We start from the raw sequence: 18,766 nt of genomic DNA, 5'->3' as shown, positions 1-18,766 counted from the left end.
CACCGGATAGCAGAATCAAACAGCTCACAAGAAGCGTAGACGACGCTGATTCAACTTAACCGTAAAAAATTGCATCAAAAGTTGAATTCAGCCATCAGGCAGAGAACAGCGCGATCAAGACCGGCGCAAGCAGGCTCATGACAAAACCGTGCACAATCGCAGCCGGAACGATTTCTGAACCGCCCGCCCGTTGCAATACCGGTAAGGTAAAATCCATCGAGGTGGCGCCGCATAAGCCCAGCGCTGTGCTGCGGTGGCGGGCAATCAGCGCGGGCACCAGCATGATGGCGATAAGCTCTCGCAACAGATCGTTAAAGAATGCCGCGCTGCCGATCACCGGGCCAAAGGCTTCCGTCATCAGAATCCCCGAAAGCGAGTACCAGCCGAAGCCGCTGGCTAAGGCCAGACCGGTTTTCAGCGGCAGCCCCAGTATCAGCGCCGCGATCATTCCGCCCAGCAGCGCGCTCAACAGCACCGCACCCGCCACCATCATGCCACGGCGGTTTAACACAATCTGCCGCAGCGTCATCCCACTGCCGCGCAGCTGAATCCCCACCAGCAGAAGCAAAAAGAGTAATGCATATTGACTGGCGGCTGACGCATGATGCAGCCAGGGCCACTGGGTCAGGCCCAGCACAAAGCCGGCGATCACGACGCCGCATAACGTCAGCGATTCCAGCGCCATATGCAAACGTGAGGGCAGCTTTTGTTGTTTGTGACTGTGCTGCCAGGGCAGGCGATGCTCAAGCCAGCGTAGCGCCAGCAGGTTACACAGTAGAATGCAAGCCGTTGCCACGGCGGCGGTATAAAACACCGTCACCAGATTGCTGCTGAGATTATCGAGAAAGGCCAGGCTGATGCCCATAAAAAACAGGATGACGTAGACCATCCAACCCAGCAGCCGGTTTACGGCCTTCAGGAACGCAACGTGCCGAAGCGGTAACAGCCAGCCTGCCAGCAGAGGCAGAAGAATAATTAAGAGTCCGGAATACATAATGAAAGGTTCGTCCATGTCGAAAGTCACGACACGCTAGCGAAAAAGCGTAGGGGAGTAAACCTTTGTCATAAAGTCTCTTGACCCCCTGATGAAGCCGCTCCATTCTTCGGAAAGCAAAGAGGATAAAAACGCTATGATTCTGGAACATATCGATATCCGGGGATTCCGCGGCATCAATCAACTCTCTTTACCGCTGACGCGCATCAACCTGTTGATTGGTGAAAACGCCTGGGGGAAATCCAGCCTGCTCGACGCGCTCAGCCTGCTGCTCTCTCCCCGCACGCGCGACTATGCGTTCTCCCTTGATGATTTTCATTTTACGCCGGGTGAGGTTAAGGATCGGGTGCATCGGTTGTCGGTTGTTTTCCACTTTGCGGATGACGAAGCGGACACCAGCGAGCTGCTGCAGCCATTCTGGCAACCCGGCGAGCAGGGAAAGCGCCGCCTGAGCTATAGCGTGCAGGCCAGACGGCGTGACGATCAGATTACCTCGACGCGCCGCTTTATCGACGGGAATGGGCAGGTATTACCGGAAGCGGGAAGCGCGGCGGCGATAGATTACCTGCTGCGCATGAACCCGGTATTACGGCTGCGCGATGCCCGCTTCAGCCGCCGCATCCGACCGGTTGAGAGCGGTATTGATGCCCGCCTCTCTACCTTAAACCAACTGGCGAAAGAGCTGGATACCCTCACGCGAGATCTGGAGCAGCACCCGCAGCAGATGAGTAATGCCATGCTGCGGCAAGGATTGCAGACGATGCAGCAGCTCGTAGAACACTATTTCCTGATCCAGCATCCTGAGCGGGGCAGCGAGCCGCACCGCGTTGAGCCGCAGTCCCGTGAAGGTGCCCGGGGCTGGCATTCGCTGGATCAGCTCAATCATCTGATTGCCGCCACCGACGTTCGCAGCCGTCAGCTTATTTTGTTGCGCATGTTTACCCTGCTGGTGCAGGCACGGGGAAGCGAACCTCTGGCGCCGGGCGCACGGCCGCTGCTGCTGATTGAGGATCCGGAGACCCGCCTGCATCCCATTATGCTGTCCGTGGCGTGGAATCTGCTGACGCTGCTGCCGCTGCAGAAGATCGCGACAACCAATTCCGGAGAGCTGCTTTCTCAGGTCGCGATCGAGCATGTTTGCCGGCTGGTTCGCGAGCCCGCGCGCGTGGCCGCATGGCGCGTCGGTCCCGAAGGGCTGAGTGCTGAAGAGAGCCGGCGAATCGGCTTCCATATTAAAGTTAACCGGCATTCGGCGCTGTTTGCCCGCTGCTGGCTCCTGGTTGAAGGCGAAACCGAAGTCTGGATCATTAACGAGATGGCGCGACAATGCGGCTTTCACTTTGCCGCGGAAGGCATAAAGGTGATTGAGTTCGCCCAGTCAGGATTAAAACCGCTGTTAAAATTTGCCCGGCGTATGGGCATTGCCTGGCATGTGCTGACTGACGGCGATATGGCAGGGAAAAAATATGCGGCCACGGCGCGCAGTCAGCTGCTGCCGCCTGACGTTGAGAAGCATCACTTAACGGCGCTACCGGCGGCGGATATAGAGCACTTCCTTTATCAGCATGGCTTTAGCGATATTTATCAACAAGCAGCGCACCTGCCGTTAAACGTGCCGATGAAACCCAGGCGTATTATTACCAAAGCGATTCATCGTGCATCTAAACCTGAACTGGCCATTATGGTCGCGATGGCGGCAGCCGAACGCGGCACCGAGGCCATACCGGAACGCCTGCGGGACATGTTTGCACGCGTTATCAGACTGGCGCAGGGTAAAGCGGGTTAGCGATTCGCAAGTAAAAATGCCAGCACGGCAGGCTGGCATTTTCAACGGAGCGGTCCAACGTTGGGGTGATCTCAGGCGACAGCCTGTTGCGCTTCAACGGGTACTATCAGACTGGCATGGTTGCCCTTAGGGCCCTGATGAACGTCAAAATGGACCTGCTGGCCCGCCTTTAGCGTTCTGTAGCCATCCATCTGTATCGTTGAGTAGTGTGCGAAGATATCTTCTCCGCCCCCGATTGGACAGATAAAGCCGAAACCTTTGGCGTTATTGAACCATTTAACGGTACCTGTCTCCATGCTTTTACTTCCCTCGCAAGACATTTTATAAGTAGGTGAGGTCACTGAAGCCGTGAGTCGGGTTTGATTAAAACTCAATCAGCTTGTGAAGGTAGAATGTAGAGAAACTGGCGTGGTCGTCAAGCAAACCACCCGGCAAGGCGGGGAAAAAATCATCAAAATTTGAGGTAGTTAACGCTATTTGAAATTTTGTGATACAGGTCGCGTGTGGCATTTTTAGCGGAATGATTCATTAGCGACTGTGCACTTGACACACGTGTTAAACTCTACAGATGAACCGGGTTTATGACGATGTACAGAATCACAACGGAACACTATGGCAAACACAAATGACTGGCTAAATTTTGAACAATTAGCTGACGATAAAGTACGCGAAGGGTTAAAGCCGCCTTCCATGTATAAAGTCATTCTGAATAATGACGATTATACACCTATGGAATTTGTTATTGACGTTCTGCAAAAGTTCTTTTCTTATGATATTGAACGTGCAACGCAACTGATGCTGAAAGTTCACTACCACGGTAAAGCAATCTGTGGTGTATTTACCGCAGAGGTCGCTGAGACCAAAGCGGCGCAGGTGAATAATTACGCGCGGGACAATCATCATCCGTTGCTGTGTACGCTTGAAAAAGCCTGAGCCTCTCTCCATACAGGAAGCAGGTCAGAGCGATTAACTGGAGGAGGTGCCTAATGCTCAATCAAGAACTGGAACTCAGTTTAAACATGGCTTTCGCCAGAGCGCGTGAGCACCGTCATGAGTTTATGACCGTCGAGCATCTGTTACTGGCGTTGCTCAGTAACCCGTCGGCCAGAGAGGCACTGGAAGCCTGTACGGTGGACATTGTGGCTCTAAGGCAGGAACTCGAAGCCTTCATTGAACAGACCACGCCTGTGCTGCCAGCCAGCGAAGAAGAGCGTGACACACAACCTACGCTCAGTTTCCAGCGTGTATTGCAGCGTGCGGTTTTCCATGTTCAGTCATCCGGACGCAGTGAAGTTACCGGCGCTAACGTGCTGGTTGCCATCTTTAGCGAGCAAGAGTCGCAGGCGGCTTATCTGCTGCGCAAACACGAAGTCAGCCGCCTTGATGTGGTGAATTTCATCTCTCATGGCACGCGTAAAGACGAACCCGGCCAGGCACCTGGTGCTGAAAATCCGGTTAACGAAGAGCAAGCAGGCGGGGAGGAACGTATGGAAAACTTCACCACCAATCTCAATCAGCTTGCTCGCGTCGGCGGAATTGACCCGCTGATCGGTCGCGACAAAGAGCTGGAACGAACTATTCAGGTCCTGTGTCGTCGCCGTAAAAACAATCCCCTGCTGGTGGGTGAATCCGGCGTCGGGAAAACCGCCATTGCGGAAGGCTTAGCCTGGCGCATTGTGCAGGGTGACGTGCCTGAAGTGATGAAAGACTGCACGATTTACTCTCTCGATATCGGCTCGTTGCTGGCGGGCACCAAATACCGGGGTGACTTTGAGAAACGTTTCAAAGCGCTGTTAAAACAGCTGGAGCAGGATAACAGCAGCATCCTGTTTATTGACGAGATTCATACCATTATCGGTGCGGGTGCGGCATCGGGTGGGCAGGTCGATGCGGCAAACCTGATCAAACCGCTGCTCTCCAGCGGTAAGATCCGCGTGATGGGCTCTACCACCTATCAGGAATTCAGCAACATCTTTGAAAAAGATCGTGCGCTGGCGCGTCGTTTCCAGAAAATCGATATCACCGAGCCGTCGGTGGAAGAAACGGTGCAGATTCTTAACGGCCTGAAAACCAAATACGAAGCGCACCATGACGTTCGCTATACGGCCAAAGCCGTGCGTGCGGCCGTTGAGCTGGCGGTGAAATACATTAACGATCGCCATCTGCCGGATAAAGCCATCGACGTGATCGATGAGGCCGGTGCCCGTGCGCGTCTGATGCCCGCGAGCAAACGTAAGAAAACCGTTAACGTGGCTGACATCGAAACCGTGGTGGCGCGTATTGCCCGTATTCCAGAGCAGAGTGTTTCAGCAACCGATCGCGATACGCTCAAGAACCTGGGCGACCGTCTGAAAATGCTGGTGTTTGGTCAGGATAACGCCATTGAAGCGCTGACCGAAGCCATCAAGATGAGCCGTGCAGGGCTGGGGCAGGATCGCAAGCCGGTGGGATCGTTCCTGTTTGCTGGTCCAACGGGCGTCGGTAAAACCGAAGTTACCGTTCAGCTGGCGAAAGCGCTGGGAATTGAGCTGCTGCGCTTCGACATGTCTGAGTACATGGAGCGCCATACCGTCAGTCGTTTGATCGGTGCGCCTCCGGGCTATGTGGGTTTCGATCAGGGCGGCCTGCTGACCGATGCGGTAATCAAGCATCCTCACGCCGTTGTGCTGCTGGATGAGATTGAGAAAGCGCACCCGGATGTGTTCAACCTGCTGCTGCAGGTGATGGACAACGGTATGCTGACCGATAACAACGGCCGCAAGGCCGACTTCCGTAACGTGGTGCTGGTGATGACCACCAACGCCGGCGTGCGTGAAACCGAGCGTAAATCCATTGGCCTGATCCATCAGGACAACAGTACGGATGCCATGGAAGAGATTAAGAAAATCTTTACTCCTGAATTCCGTAACCGCCTGGACAACATTATCTGGTTCAGCCACCTGTCAACGGACGTTATTCATCAGGTCGTCGACAAGTTTATTGTTGAACTGCAGGCACAGCTGGATGCGAAAGGTGTTTCACTGGAGGTCAGTGACGAAGCGCGTGACTGGCTGGCAGAGAAGGGCTATGACAAAGCGATGGGCGCTCGTCCGATGGCGCGTACCGTTCAGGAGAGCCTGAAGAAACCGCTGGCGAACGAACTGCTGTTTGGTTCGCTGGTTGACGGTGGATCGGTCTCTGTTGCGCTGGATAAAGAGAAGGGGCAACTGACCTATCACTTCCTGAGTGCGCAAAAACGTAAAACGGAAGGCACCGTGCACTAAGCGCGGTATGACAGAAAGAGAAAAGGCCGGATAATATCCGGCCTTTTTTTGTTTGCCCGCACACGAGGCGCAGGCAACGGCATCAACGCAACTCAGCGACTACGGAAGACAATGCGGCCTTTGCTCAGGTCGTACGGGGTCAGCTCGACAGTCACTTTGTCGCCCGTCAGGATGCGGATGTAGTTTTTACGCATTTTACCGGAGATATGAGCGGTAACCACGTGTCCGTTCTCAAGTTCTACGCGGAACATGGTGTTAGGTAACGTATCCAGTACGGTACCTTGCATTTCAATATTGTCTTCTTTGGCCATCGAATCCTCTGGGTGTACTACCTTTCAGTTGAACCGGCAAGATAATGCCCAATTCAACAAGTTATGTAAAGAACCGTCGGCAATAAAGCCAACGCATCGCCGTGCTTCGCGTTATAACGCGAGCATGTCGGTTAAATTCGGGTGTTTATGTGACGTCTGCGGGGGATTAGCGGGCTAAGAATCTGAATCAACCGGTAACACGCGCACGATTGAAACAGTTCCGAGAGTGCGATGAGATTCCCAGCCTGGCAATTCCGGCTTGAAAATCAAGCGCGGACGACATACCAAACGCCGCTATTATATCACTTAACCGGGTTTATGTGTGCAAAACATCTGCGCGCGGATTAAAAAAGGGTTTGATTCCGCCAGCAGCCGCTGTCAACGGGCTGCGAGGACAGGTTTTTTACCGCATCCAGGTAAGCTTCGCGGGGAATATCGACCGCGCCGAGTGAAGCCGTATGGGGATTCAGTATCTGGCAATCCACCAGGCGTCCTTTGTGCTTAATAAAATGCTGACAGAAAACCCAAAGTGCGGTTTTCGAGGCGTTGGTCTGCAGGCTGAACATGGATTCGCCACAAAATATCTGGCCCAGCGCCAGACCATACATGCCGCCCACCAGGTCTTGCTCGCGCCAGACTTCAATGGAATGGGCATGACCAAGCTCATAAAGCTTCAGCCACGCGCGTTTGACTTCAAAAGTAATCCATGTCCCTTCTTCCCGACCGGCCGCACAGCCTTCGACCACGTCGGAAAAGGCTTCATTCATCGTAACCCGATAAGGTGATTGCTGGTGGAAGCGCTTCATACTGCGGCTGAGGTGAAAACGGTCTGGGAGTAACACCGCGCGAGGGTCGGGTGACCACCACAGAATCGGATCGCCAGGGGAAAACCAGGGGAAAATCCCCTGCTGATAGGCGTTGAGCAGGCGCGCAGGCGAGAGATCACCGCCCATAGCCAGCAGGCCATTGGGCTCACGCAGCGCCGTGTCCGGAGGAGGAAACAGCAACGATTCCCGTGACAGTTGAACCAGTCTCATCGCGTTAAGTTATCCATCAGCTTTTACAAAACTATAACGCAAAGCGTTGCTGGAAACGCCAGTAACGTCCACCTTTTGCGACTAATTCGGAATGATTTCCCTGCTCAATGATCTTCCCGCCGTCCATAACGCAAATTTTATCCATCTGCGCCAGTCCGGTCAGACGATGGGTAACCATAATCACGGTCTTGCCCGCTGTCAGCTGCTGCAACAGGGACAGAATATGCTGCTCGGTCGCGGCATCCAGCCCTTCCGTCGGCTCATCCAGCAACCACAGGTCGCCGTTGTGCAGCAGCGCACGGGCAATCGCCAGGCGTCGCAGTTCGCCACCCGACAGCGGCCGGCCGCCTTCGCCCAGCCAGGCATTTAATCCTTCTTCATTATCCAGCAGACTCTGCAGGCCGGTCTGCATTAACGCCACGGTAAGGGTTTCATCACTGGCATCGGGGCAGGCCAGCAATAAATTATCACGCAGGGTCTGGCTGAAAAGATGAACGCGCTGGGTGACAACGCTGATGCGCTGACGGAGTTGCGCTTCATCCCACTCGGCAAGCGGGACGTTGTTCAGCGCTATCTCGCCATGCTCAACATCCCAGGCGCGCGTCAGGAGGCCAAGTAGGGTGGATTTTCCGCAGCCGGTAGGCCCGAGTAGCGCGACATGTTCACCCGCCTTAATGTGCAGGGAAAACTGGTTTAACACGTTTTCCGGCCGCCCCGGATAGCTGAATTCAAGCGCCTGCACGCTCATGCTGAGCGCGCCGGGCGGGACAGCGGCTGCGGAGGGGAAAACGATCGCTGGCGTTTGCTCGATGATCTCATTGACGCGCTGGGCGGCGGTGATCACCTGAGACAGGGGCAGAAAGGCACCCGCGACCAGGGCCAGCGCTTCAAAAGCGGCCAGGGCACAAAACACCACCAGCGCAATAAAGGGACCGGGAAGATGCTGCTGCGCAATGCTGTCGGCGCTAAGCCAGAGCAGGGCGGTCACCGTGATACCGCTGCACATCAGCAACAAACTCTGCGCCAGTGCCTCTAAACGTGCCTGCTGGCGCTGCGCGTTCTGCCACTGTTGTTCGCTGCTGTCCAGCCGCGCGCGCCAGGCGGAGGCGTTACCGTACAACGTCAGTTCAGCCTGGCCTGCCAGCCAGTGCATTAACTGCACGCGCCAGTGCGAACGCTGCCGGGTTATCGCCACGCCCGCCGGGGCGCCCAGGTGGTAAAACAGGGGAGGAAAAAGACAGAGCAGGGCAAGCAGGGTACCGCCCAGCAGCACTGCCAGCTGCGGATCAATCAGGCTTAAACCGGCTGTCACCACCACAATAACGATAAATGCGCCCAGCAGCGGCGATATTACCCGCAGGTAGAGGTGATCCAGCGTATCCACATCCCCAACAAAACGGTTTAACAGATCCGCCTGGCGAAAGGCCGCAAGCTGACCCGGTGCCAGTGAAATCAATCGGCTGAAGGTGAAAACGCGCAAATGCTGCAGCACCCGGAACGTGGCATCGTGCGTGACCAGCCGTTCGAAGTAACGTGCCGCGGTACGTATAATGGCCGCGCCACGCACGCCGGCGGCCGGGAGCATATAGTTAAAACTGTACAGGCCCGCGACGCCAACAACGGACGATGCCGCCAGAAACCAGCCAGACAGGGTGAGTAGGCCAATACTGGCCAGCAACGTGACTATCGCCAGTATAATCCCCAGCGCCAGCCGGAAGGGATGACGCAGCCACAGCCGCAGAAAAGGACGCAGAGCAGACATCAGATGCACTCCTGTTGACGATGTTGCAGCAGTGCACGGAAAGGGCCGGGCTGGGCCGTCAGTGCCTGCCAACTGCCTTGCTGTACCAGTTTTCCCGCCTCCATGAGCCAGATTTCATCCCAGTCGCGCAGCGAATCGATCTGATGCGTAATCATCAGGGTGGTTTGCTGTCGCGCGGCCTGATGAAGTGCCTGCATGACATGATGTTCACTCAGCGCATCCAGGCTGGCTGCAGGCTCATCAAGGAGCAATAGCTGAGCCGGTTTGTACAGCGCCCGCGCAACCGCAATGCGCTGTGCCTGACCAACGGACAGCGCGCTGCTGGCATCGCCCGGTGCGGTATTCAACCCGTCAGGCAGTCGTGAGAGAAACTCGTGGATGCCACAAGCCGCGATTAAGGCATCCAGACGTGCGGCGTCGAGGGGCGCGCCCATCAGGATATTTTCACGTAAGGTTTCTGCCGGTAACTGGGGATTTTGTCCGACCCAGGCAAGATGCCGATGCCAGTCGCGTTGAACCAAATCGCGTAACTCAATCCCATTGGCTTTAAGCGAGCCCTGATAAGGTAAAAATCCCAGCAGCGCATTCAACAGCGCGGTTTTGCCTGCGCCGCTTTTACCGACCAGCGCGATGCGTCCGCCCGAGCGCAGAGTGAAATGTAAAGGACCACACAGGATTTTACCGCCGGGCGCGCAGACCATCAGGTTGTCAGCAACCAGCTCCAGTGGTGCGGCGGCGGCAAACGGGATAGTGCCGTTGCGCGCTTCTGACTGTGGCGTCGCCTGCATAAAGCGCTCAATGGCATCGGCGCCGCCGATTGCCTGCGCTTTAGCATGGTAGAAGGTGCCGAGATCGCGCAAAGGCTGAAAGAATTCCGGGGCCAGAATCAACACCAGAAAACCAGCAAACAGCGTAACGCCCTTGCCATAATCGCCAAAGTGCAACTCACCCAGGTAGGAAAAACCAAAATAAACCGCGACCACAGCAATAGCTAATGACGCAAAAAACTCCAGAACGGAGGAGGAGAGAAAAGCCAGCCGTAAGACGTCCATGGTGCGTTGACGAAAGTCTGTCGTGGTAGCAGCAATGGCCTGTTTTTCTGCTTCGGCCCGATGAAACAGCCTCAGCGTCTCCCGGCCGCGCAGGCGATCAAGAAAGTCACCACTCAGGCGCGCCAGGGCCAGAAAATTGCGCCGATTAGCATCGGCCGCGCCCATGCCCACCAGCGCCATAAACAGCGGAATCAACGGTGCCGTAGCCAGCAGAATCAATCCGGCGGCCCAGTTTAAAGGAAACAGCGCTATCAAAATGGCGCAGGGGATGACGGCCGCCAGCGTCATCTGCGGCAGGTAGCGCGCATAGTACGCCTGCATATCTTCTGTCTGTTCCAGCAGCAAGGTTGCCCAACTGCCGGCCGGTTTGCCCTGAATCCAGGCGGGGCCCAGCGCGGATAAACGGTCCAGAATTTGTTTGCGCAGCGCCTGGCGAATAGCCTGACCGGCACGGAATCCTGCCTGCTCGCGCGCATAGTTCAGCATCGCCCGCAGCACGAAGCACAGCAGCAGTAACATAAACTGTGAAAGAAGCGACGGGGGCGACTGGTGCGTCACAATCAATGCCTGAAGCAACGACGCCAGCAGCCAGGCCTGCAGGATAATCAGCAACGCACTGGCGGAACCTGACAGTGAGGCGAGCCGTAACCAGGGACCGGCATGATGCCGCTGTTGACGAAGCCAACGGGTAAGGTGCTGCTGCCGCGATTTGTTCATGCGAAACCCACAGTGGCGAAGACAAAGGAAAAGAGGCGAGCCCCTCCCGCCTGGCGCATGAATTTAGCATGGTGATAATAAAAAAGGCGACTGAAAAACAGTCGCCTCAAACAATTAAGATCAGGTTATTAACAACTTACTTATCGTTTTTAACCAGACCATCAAGATAACGTTCTGCATCCAGAGCAGCCATGCAGCCGGTGCCCGCAGAGGTAATGGCCTGGCGATAGATATGGTCCATCACATCACCTGCAGCAAACACACCCGGAATGCTGGTCTGGGTTGCATTGCCGTGCAGGCCAGACTGAACCTTGATATAGCCATTTTCCAGCGCTAACTGGCCGTCGAAAATCGCTGTGTTTGGGCTGTGGCCAATCGCCACAAACAGGCCAGCGACTTCCAGCGACTCGGTTTTGTCGTCCAGCGTTGAACGCAGCGTCAGTCCGGTCACGCCCATCTGATCGCCAACCACTTCTTCCAGCGTACGGTGGGTATGCAGCACAATGTTGCCGTTGCTGACTTTTTCCATCAGGCGATCGATCAAAATTTTCTCGGCGCGGAAGCTGTCGCGACGGTGAATTAAATGCACTTCAGCGGCGATATTGGCCAGATAAAGTGCTTCTTCTACCGCCGTATTACCGCCCCCGATCACGGCGACTTTCTGATTACGGTAAAAGAAACCATCACAGGTAGCGCAGGCCGAAACGCCTTTGCCTTTAAACGCGTCTTCTGACGGCAGGCCGAGGTAGCGTGCCGATGCACCTGTGGCAATAATCAGGGCATCTGCGGTGTATTCGCCGCTGTCACCGGTTAAACGGAACGGACGATTCTGCAGATCCACGGAATGGATGTGGTCAAAAATGATCTCAGTGTTAAATTTCTCGGCATGCTCATGCATGCGTTCCATTAACGATGGACCTGTCAGATCGTGCGGGTCGCCCGGCCAGTTTTCCACTTCCGTCGTGGTCGTCAGCTGTCCGCCTTTTTCCAGACCGGTAATCAACACCGGATTCAGATTCGCGCGTGCAGCATAAACGGCTGCGGTATAACCTGCTGGACCAGAGCCCAGAATGAGCAACTTACTGTGTTTAGCCGTACTCATGCGTTCCTCAGTTTCATTCGTCTGACATAGCCTGCGATTGTAGGGAATAAGCCGTGTCATTGACAACACTTGCGCGCGTTTGTTAGCGATTACTGCAAACGGCGTAGACGATGATTGCACTTTTTGCCTGCGGTTTGCGCCAAAAGGGGGCAAAAATTCACGTTGTTGCACCTTATCGCCCGAAAATACTCATTTAAAAACAGGGACCCAGCGATGTGTCTGGCATCTTGTCCTGAATTTAGACATTTTACTTTGACAATCGCCTGCGCATTTGCGAAAACAGTGTGAGAAGCGAATGACATCTTCGGAACAAAACGGGTTTTGCCGCCGGGTTTTGGGCAATGTGCCGAACGAATTTTGTCGTCTGATATGAGTCATGACGCATGATGTGGACAGACAACATGCGTCATACACATAGGTGCGACCGCACTGAGACGCCGTTATTTCACTTCAAAAAATGCCCCGAACAATGAGCGTTTTCAGGGGATGGCAGGTAAAGGGAAGGAATTAAGAGAGACAATAATAATGGTAGATAATAAGAAACGCCCCGGTAAAGACCTCGACAGGATCGACAGAAATATTCTGAATGAATTGCAGAAAGACGGTCGTATCTCAAACGTGGAACTTTCCAAACGTGTAGGATTATCGCCTACACCTTGTCTTGAGCGTGTACGTCGTCTTGAACGCCAGGGATTCATCCTTGGTTACACTGCGCAACTTAACCCTCACTACCTGGACGCCTCATTACTGGTATTCGTTGAGATTACTCTGAATCGTGGCGCACCAGATGTGTTTGAGCAATTTAACGCCGCTGTGCAAAAACTTGAGGAAACTCAAGAGTGTCACCTGGTTTCTGGTGATTTCGACTACCTGCTGAAAACACGCGTGCCCGATATGTCCGCCTACCGCAAGCTGCTGGGGGAAACCCTGCTGCGCCTGCCGGGTGTAAACGACACGCGTACTTACGTGGTGATGGAAGAGGTCAAACAGAGTAACCGTCTGGTGATCAAAACGCGCTGATGCGTGGCAGGTGCAAAGCCTGTGAAATTTCGGTACACTCCTGTGAATACATACAGGACCAGCGTCGGGTGAGCCCGACGCTGTTGTTTCTTACTTTACAGGCACCTGGAGAGTTCTCTTGAGCCAGGAATACACAGAAGATAAAGACGTTTCGTTACAGTCGCTGAGCAGTGGACGCCGTCTGCTGGAAGCGTTGCTCATTCTGGTGGCGTTATTTGCCGTCTACCTGATGGTTTCCCTGGTCAGTTTTAATCCTTCCGACCCGAGCTGGTCGCAGACGGCCTGGCACGAGCCTATCCATAATATCGGCGGTACGGTAGGGGCATGGCTGGCTGACACGCTGTTGTTCATCTTTGGCGTGATGGCTTACGCCATTCCACCGGTGATCCTTGGATTGTGCTGGATAGCCTTTCGCCAGCGCGATAATCAGGACTACTTCGACTATTTCGCCGTAGGTTTGCGCTTAATTGGCGTGCTGGCCCTGGTCGTGACGACCTGCGGCATGGCTGCACTGAATGCTGACGACATCTGGTACTTTGCTTCAGGCGGCGTGATCGGCAGCCTCGTCAGCAATGCGATTTCACCCTGGTTTAGTCCTGCTGGTGGCACCCTCACTCTGCTTTGCATCTGGGCAGCGGGCATTACGCTGTATACCGGTTGGTCGTGGTTGACCATTGCAGAACGAATCGGTGGCGTGGTCATGGGCGTACTGACATTTGCCAGCAACCGTTCACGTCACGACGAACCCTGGCAGGAAGAGGATGAGGCCGAACATCATGAAGATGATGTGCCTGTTCTTCACGCGCAGCCCCATGACGACGATGACGTTCTGCTTTCTGCGCCCCGTAAGGCGCAGCCCGATCTGGACGAGCACGATCCGCTGCTGGCTAAGGCCGCAACAGCGACTCGCGCTGCCGTCGCGGCAACCACCGACGCTGCTGAAATGCCGGTGGCACCCGTCCAGCAACCTGCAGCCAGCGTGGCGTCAACCTTTACCACGGCTACCGTGCCGCCGTCAGCCCCATCTGCAGCTCAGCCTGCGGTTGCGCCCGTAAATTCTGTCGCCGCGCCCGCCCAGGAAGCGGCTGTACCTCATCCTGCTCCAGAGCGTCATTTTGCACCGCGTGATCCTGTTCCGCAGGATAAACCGGTCAGTGAACCGCCTCTGTACCGGTTTGAAATGCCGGATGAAACACCCGCATCCTCAGCACCCTTTACGGCCTATGAGGATGATGCGCCGAAGATGGGCAACTGGCGCGAGGCAGCCTCTGCCGCAACCCTGAGCAGTGCGGTAACGGCAGGCGCGGCAGGAAAAGCCGCGGCCTCGATGTCGCCGCTGTTTGAACCTGTGCCTGAAAATCAGGCGAATCCACAGGTGAAGCAGGGGATAGGTCCGGCGTTACCGCGGCCAAACCCGGTTAAATTACCGACCCGACGCGAACTGGCTTCTTACGGAATTAAACTTCCTTCCCAGCGCATGGCAGAAGAGAAAGCCAGACTGTCTGAAGCCCCGGCGGCTCCACAGGCTGCCGATCAGCCGCATAATCCAGACTGGTCAGCGGAGGAGCAGGATGCTCTGCAACAGGCTGAGTTACGTCAGGCGTTTCAGTCTGAGCAGCAACAGCGTTATGGCGAGAGCTGGCAACAGGATGAACAGAGTGAAGACGATGAACTGGCTCTAGAGCAGGCATCCCTGGCCCGTCAGTTCGCCGAGCAGCAGCAACAGCGTTATGAGACCGAACCTGCCAACAATGCGCCGGTATTCAACCTGGACACGTCTGCGGCCTTTGATTTCTCACCGATGAAAGATCTGGTTGACGACGGCCCGGTTGAGCCGCTGTTCACCATTGCGGCAACGCCGGAAACGGATGAGGTCGCGGCAAAACATGAGCCGTGGCAGCAAGTACAGGCTGCGCCGACGCATGCGGCCGCGCAGAGAAGCATGCCGACGCAGAACGTTGCGTCGGATACCTTCGCGGCACCTGTCGAGCAGCCCGAACCTGTGGAAGAGGCGAAGCCGTCGTTGCATGACAGCCTGATTCATCCTTTCCTGATGCGCCATGAACAGCCGCTGGAAAAACCCTCTACGCCTTTGCCTTCTCTGGATCTGTTAACCGCACCGCCTGCAGAAGAAGAGCCGGTTGACATGTTTGCCCTTGAGCAGACGGCGCGCCTGGTTGAATCGCGCCTGGGCGATTATCGTGTTAAGGCTGAGGTCGTCGGCATCTCTCCCGGCCCGGTCATTACCCGCTTTGAACTGGATCTGGCACCGGGCGTGAAAGCCGCGCGTATTTCTAACCTGTCGCGCGATCTGGCCCGTTCACTGTCCACCACGGCGGTGCGCGTTGTTGAAGTGATTCCGGGTAAGCCCTATGTCGGACTGGAATTACCGAATAAGCACCGTCAGACCGTTTACTTACGTGAAGTGCTGGATTGTCCAAAATTCCGTGACAATCCTTCACCTCTGGCCGTGGTACTGGGTAAAGACATTGCTGGTCAGCCGGTAGTGGCCGATTTGGCGAAGATGCCACACTTACTGGTAGCGGGTACCACCGGTTCGGGTAAGTCAGTCGGTGTGAACGCCATGATTCTCAGCATGTTGTATAAAGCCACGCCGGAAGAAGTGCGCTTTATTATGATCGACCCGAAAATGCTTGAGCTGTCGGTCTATGAAGGCATTCCGCATCTACTCACCGAAGTCGTCACCGATATGAAAGATGCGGCGAATGCGCTGCGCTGGAGCGTTGGTGAGATGGAGCGCCGCTATAAACTGATGTCGGCACTTGGCGTGCGTAATCTTGCGGGCTACAACGAGAAAGTTGAGCAGGCTGAGGCGATGGGCCGTCCAATCCCCGATCCGTTCTGGAAACCGGGCGACAGTATGGACATGACGCCGCCGGTGCTGGAAAAACTGCCTTACATTGTGGTGATGGTGGATGAGTTCGCCGACCTGATGATGGCCGTGGGTAAAAAAGTGGAAGAGCTGATTGCCCGCCTGGCGCAGAAAGCACGTGCGGCCGGTATCCACCTGGTGCTGGCCACCCAGCGTCCCTCGGTGGATGTGATTACCGGCCTGATCAAGGCCAACATTCCAACCCGTATCGCCTTTACCGTGTCGAGCAAAATTGACTCGCGCACCATCCTCGACCAGGGCGGCGCGGAGTCGTTGCTGGGCATGGGTGACATGCTCTATATGCCGCCAAACTCCTCCATGCCGGTTCGTGTTCACGGTGCTTTTGTACGCGATCAGGAAGTGCATGCGGTGGTCCAGGACTGGAAAGCGCGTGGACGTCCGCAATACATTGAAAGCATTACAGCGGGCGAAGAGAGCGAAGGTGCGGGCGGCATCGACAGCGATGAAGAACTGGATCCGTTGTTCGATCAGGCGGTGGGTTTCGTGGTGGACAAGCGCCGCGCCTCGATTTCAGGCGTTCAGCGTCAGTTCCGTATTGGCTATAACCGCGCCGCGCGCATCATTGAGCAGATGGAAGCCCAGGGCATCGTTTCGGCACCGGGACATAACGGTAACCGCGAAGTGCTGTCACCGCCTCCCCACGATATGTAGAGCCTGAACGATAAGCTTTGAAACATAAATCAATGAGCCAGTTCTTGCTGGCTCATTGTTTTTTAGCCGTTTACCCCCATAGTTGATTAGGCTTTCGGTTTTTTCTCCTGTATTAAACGCAGGACAGCGACCAGGCTTAGTAGCGTTATCAACGGGAAACGATTTAATAAGGATTTAAGCAGATGAAATTACGCGTAATTGCCTTAGGCCTGTTGGCCGCTTTGGGTTCAGCCAGCGCTTTCGCTGATGCATCAAGTGACCTGCAACAGCGTTTGAATAAAGTAAACAGCTTCCACGCCAGCTTTACGCAAAAGGTGACCGATGGCAGCGGTGCTAACGTGCAGGATGGAGAAGGTGAACTGTGGGTCAAGCGCCCAAGCCTGTTTAACTGGCACATGACCGCGCCTGACGAGAGCGTCATTGTCTCTGACGGAAAATCGTTATGGTTCTACAACCCGTTTGTAGAGCAGGCTACGGTAAGTCTGTTAAAGAATGCTACCAGCAATACGCCGTTTATGTTAATTGCCCGCAATCAGTCCAGCGACTGGCAGCAATACAACGTTAAGCAGCAGGGCGATAAATTTGAACTGACCCCGAAGAAAAGCGACGGCAACCTCAAGCAGTTCACTATCGACGTAACGCCAGATGGCACTATTAATCAGTTCAGCGCCGTAGAGCAGGATGGACAGCGCAGTAACTACCAGCTGAAGAGCCAGAAAAACGGCCCTATCAGCCCGGATAAATTCACTTTCACCCCGCCGAAAGGCGTCACGGTGGATGATCAACGTCAGTGAGGTGGTAGTGGGCAACCTGTCTCTGGATTTCTCCAGCGAAGATTTTAAACCTCTGGCCGCGCGTATGCGGCCAGAAACCCTGAAGCACTATATTGGTCAGCAGCACCTGCTGGCTGCGGGGAAACCGCTGCCGCGCGCCATTGAGGCTGGCCATTTGCATTCCATGATTCTCTGGGGGCCGCCGGGAACAGGCAAAACCACGCTGGCCGAGATTATCGCGCACTACGGTAACGCGGACGTTGAACGCATCTCTGCCGTCACCTCCGGCGTCAAAGAAATTCGTGAAGCGATAGAGCGTGCGCGCTTGAGCAAGCAGGCCGGCCGGCGCACCATCCTTTTCGTGGATGAGGTGCACCGTTTCAATAAAAGTCAGCAGGATGCCTTCTTGCCCCATATTGAAGACGGCACCATTACCTTCATTGGCGCCACCACTGAAAATCCCAGTTTCGAGCTTAATTCCGCACTGCTGTCACGCGCCCGCGTTTATCTACTGAAATCCCTGACCACAGAAGACATTGAGCAGGTGCTTGACCAGGCCATGCAAGATGCCGATCGCGGCTATGGCAACAGCGATATCCTGTTACCGAATAATACGCGCCGCATGATCGCTGAGCTGGTGAGCGGCGATGCGCGCCGTGCGCTTAACACGCTGGAAATGATGGCCGATATGGCCGAAACCAACGCGCAAGGCAAAAGAGAACTGACGCCACAACTGCTGACTGAAGTTGCCGGGGAGCGATCTGCACGGTTTGATAACAAGGGTGACCGCTTTTACGACCTTATTTCTGCGTTACATAAGTCTGTTCGCGGTTCAGCACCCGATGCTGCCCTCTACTGGTACGCCCGTATTATTACCGCAGGTGGCGATCCGCTGTATGTCGCGCGTCGTCTGTTGGCCATTGCCTCTGAAGACGTGGGCAATGCCGATCCGCGCGGCATGCAGGTGGCGATATCGGCGTGGGACTGTTTCACCCGCGTGGGTCCGGCAGAAGGGGAGCGGGCGATTGCTCAGGCCATCGTGTATCTCGCCTGTGCGCCAAAAAGTAATGCCGTTTATACCGCCTTTAAAGCGGCGATGCGCGATGCGCGCGACCACCCTGATTTTGATGTTCCCGATCATCTGCGCAATGCCCCCACTAAGCTGATGAAAGAAATGGGCCTGGGTGAAAGCTATCGCTATGCCCATGATGAAGCCAACGCCTATGCGGCTGGTGAGGTCTATTTCCCTCCGGAAATGGCACAAACACGTTACTATCATCCCACCCAACGCGGTCTTGAAGGCAAAATTGGCGAAAAGCTGGCCTGGCTTACTGAACTCGATCAAAATAGCCAGACAAAACGCTACCGCTAAAACAGACGTTGC

Annotated in this window: 14 protein-coding genes; 7 read left to right on the top strand and 7 right to left on the bottom strand. The window is 55.2% G+C overall.

What is annotated here, in order from left to right:
* Positions 1-94: 94 nt before the first annotated feature.
* A complete protein-coding gene (locus NXS97_RS06315; protein WP_116219783.1) occupies positions 95-994 on the bottom strand; it encodes a lysine exporter LysO family protein in 900 nt (299 codons plus the stop codon).
* 136 nt (positions 995-1,130) lie between these two features.
* Between NXS97_RS06315 and NXS97_RS06310 the strand changes: the two genes are divergently transcribed.
* Complete coding sequence (locus NXS97_RS06310) at positions 1,131-2,780, top strand: ATP-dependent endonuclease (RefSeq protein WP_259231818.1); 1,650 nt, start codon at positions 1,131-1,133, stop codon at positions 2,778-2,780.
* A gap of 71 nt (positions 2,781-2,851) precedes the next feature.
* Here NXS97_RS06310 and cspD read toward each other — a convergent pair whose 3' ends face one another.
* On the bottom strand, positions 2,852-3,076 hold the full coding sequence (gene cspD / locus NXS97_RS06305; RefSeq protein ID WP_006118603.1) for a cold shock-like protein CspD: 225 nt from the start codon (positions 3,074-3,076) through the stop codon (positions 2,852-2,854).
* A gap of 316 nt (positions 3,077-3,392) precedes the next feature.
* Here cspD and clpS point away from each other — a divergent pair, with 316 nt between their 5' ends.
* Both clpS and clpA read left to right on the top strand, forming a co-directional pair.
* Positions 3,393-3,713 carry an ATP-dependent Clp protease adapter ClpS gene (gene clpS, locus NXS97_RS06300; RefSeq protein ID WP_013025221.1) on the top strand — a complete coding sequence of 107 codons (321 nt, stop codon included), beginning with the start codon at positions 3,393-3,395 and terminating at the stop codon, positions 3,711-3,713.
* Positions 3,714-3,766: 53 nt separating this feature from the next.
* Positions 3,767-6,043 (top strand): ATP-dependent Clp protease ATP-binding subunit ClpA, encoded by a 2,277-nt coding sequence (gene clpA, locus NXS97_RS06295; protein ID WP_013025222.1) that lies wholly within the window; start codon positions 3,767-3,769, stop codon positions 6,041-6,043.
* Between the two features lie 92 nt (positions 6,044-6,135).
* Here clpA and infA read toward each other — a convergent pair whose 3' ends face one another.
* The 5 genes from infA to trxB form a co-directional block, all read right to left on the bottom strand.
* Complete coding sequence (infA, locus tag NXS97_RS06290; protein WP_002211347.1) at positions 6,136-6,354, bottom strand: translation initiation factor IF-1; 219 nt, start codon at positions 6,352-6,354, stop codon at positions 6,136-6,138.
* A 344-nt stretch (positions 6,355-6,698) separates the two neighbouring features.
* Positions 6,699-7,391 carry a leucyl/phenylalanyl-tRNA--protein transferase gene (gene aat / locus NXS97_RS06285; RefSeq protein WP_014606203.1) on the bottom strand — a complete coding sequence of 231 codons (693 nt, stop codon included), beginning with the start codon at positions 7,389-7,391 and terminating at the stop codon, positions 6,699-6,701.
* A 31-nt stretch (positions 7,392-7,422) separates the two neighbouring features.
* Positions 7,423-9,153: a heme ABC transporter ATP-binding protein/permease CydC gene (locus tag NXS97_RS06280; RefSeq protein ID WP_105091920.1), complete on the bottom strand. Its 1,731-nt coding sequence runs from the start codon at positions 9,151-9,153 to the stop codon at positions 7,423-7,425.
* Positions 9,153-10,922 (bottom strand): heme ABC transporter permease/ATP-binding protein CydD, encoded by a 1,770-nt coding sequence (locus NXS97_RS06275; RefSeq protein WP_042678341.1) that lies wholly within the window; start codon positions 10,920-10,922, stop codon positions 9,153-9,155. Before NXS97_RS06275 ends, NXS97_RS06280 begins: the two co-directional genes overlap by 1 nt.
* Positions 10,923-11,058: 136 nt before the next feature.
* Entirely contained in the window at positions 11,059-12,024 is a 966-nt protein-coding gene (gene trxB / locus NXS97_RS06270) for a thioredoxin-disulfide reductase (RefSeq protein ID WP_014606200.1), read from the bottom strand.
* Positions 12,025-12,549: 525 nt separating this feature from the next.
* Between trxB and lrp the strand changes: the two genes are divergently transcribed.
* The 4 genes from lrp to NXS97_RS06250 all read left to right on the top strand — a co-directional run bounded on the left by lrp (position 12,550) and on the right by NXS97_RS06250 (position 18,754).
* A complete protein-coding gene (lrp, locus tag NXS97_RS06265) occupies positions 12,550-13,044 on the top strand; it encodes a leucine-responsive transcriptional regulator Lrp (RefSeq protein WP_006118610.1) in 495 nt (164 codons plus the stop codon).
* A 118-nt stretch (positions 13,045-13,162) separates the two neighbouring features.
* Positions 13,163-16,609 carry a DNA translocase FtsK 4TM domain-containing protein gene (locus NXS97_RS06260; protein WP_072138661.1) on the top strand — a complete coding sequence of 1,149 codons (3,447 nt, stop codon included), beginning with the start codon at positions 13,163-13,165 and terminating at the stop codon, positions 16,607-16,609.
* 182 nt (positions 16,610-16,791) lie between these two features.
* Positions 16,792-17,403 (top strand): outer membrane lipoprotein chaperone LolA, encoded by a 612-nt coding sequence (gene lolA / locus NXS97_RS06255; RefSeq protein WP_014593314.1) that lies wholly within the window; start codon positions 16,792-16,794, stop codon positions 17,401-17,403.
* 7 nt (positions 17,404-17,410) lie between these two features.
* Positions 17,411-18,754 (top strand): replication-associated recombination protein A, encoded by a 1,344-nt coding sequence (locus tag NXS97_RS06250; protein ID WP_026021039.1) that lies wholly within the window; start codon positions 17,411-17,413, stop codon positions 18,752-18,754.
* Positions 18,755-18,766 lie beyond the last annotated feature (12 nt).

Origin of the sequence: Pantoea sp. B623 (genome assembly GCF_024814475.1) — a bacterium.
GTDB classification, from domain to species: domain Bacteria; phylum Pseudomonadota; class Gammaproteobacteria; order Enterobacterales; family Enterobacteriaceae; genus Pantoea; species Pantoea ananatis.
This window is presented reverse-complemented; position numbering and strand designations above follow the sequence as displayed.

Coding starts and splice junctions, on each gene's coding strand:
- NXS97_RS06315 (WP_116219783.1), bottom strand. CDS start 994: ATGTATTCCGGACTCTTAATTATTCTTCTGCCTCTGCTGGCAGGCTGG.
- NXS97_RS06310 (WP_259231818.1), top strand. CDS start 1,131: ATGATTCTGGAACATATCGATATCCGGGGATTCCGCGGCATCAATCAA.
- cspD (WP_006118603.1), bottom strand. CDS start 3,076: ATGGAGACAGGTACCGTTAAATGGTTCAATAACGCCAAAGGTTTCGGC.
- clpS (WP_013025221.1), top strand. CDS start 3,393: ATGGCAAACACAAATGACTGGCTAAATTTTGAACAATTAGCTGACGAT.
- clpA (WP_013025222.1), top strand. CDS start 3,767: ATGCTCAATCAAGAACTGGAACTCAGTTTAAACATGGCTTTCGCCAGA.
- infA (WP_002211347.1), bottom strand. CDS start 6,354: ATGGCCAAAGAAGACAATATTGAAATGCAAGGTACCGTACTGGATACG.
- aat (WP_014606203.1), bottom strand. CDS start 7,391: ATGAGACTGGTTCAACTGTCACGGGAATCGTTGCTGTTTCCTCCTCCG.
- NXS97_RS06280 (WP_105091920.1), bottom strand. CDS start 9,153: ATGTCTGCTCTGCGTCCTTTTCTGCGGCTGTGGCTGCGTCATCCCTTC.
- NXS97_RS06275 (WP_042678341.1), bottom strand. CDS start 10,922: ATGAACAAATCGCGGCAGCAGCACCTTACCCGTTGGCTTCGTCAACAG.
- trxB (WP_014606200.1), bottom strand. CDS start 12,024: ATGAGTACGGCTAAACACAGTAAGTTGCTCATTCTGGGCTCTGGTCCA.
- lrp (WP_006118610.1), top strand. CDS start 12,550: ATGGTAGATAATAAGAAACGCCCCGGTAAAGACCTCGACAGGATCGAC.
- lolA (WP_014593314.1), top strand. CDS start 16,792: ATGAAATTACGCGTAATTGCCTTAGGCCTGTTGGCCGCTTTGGGTTCA.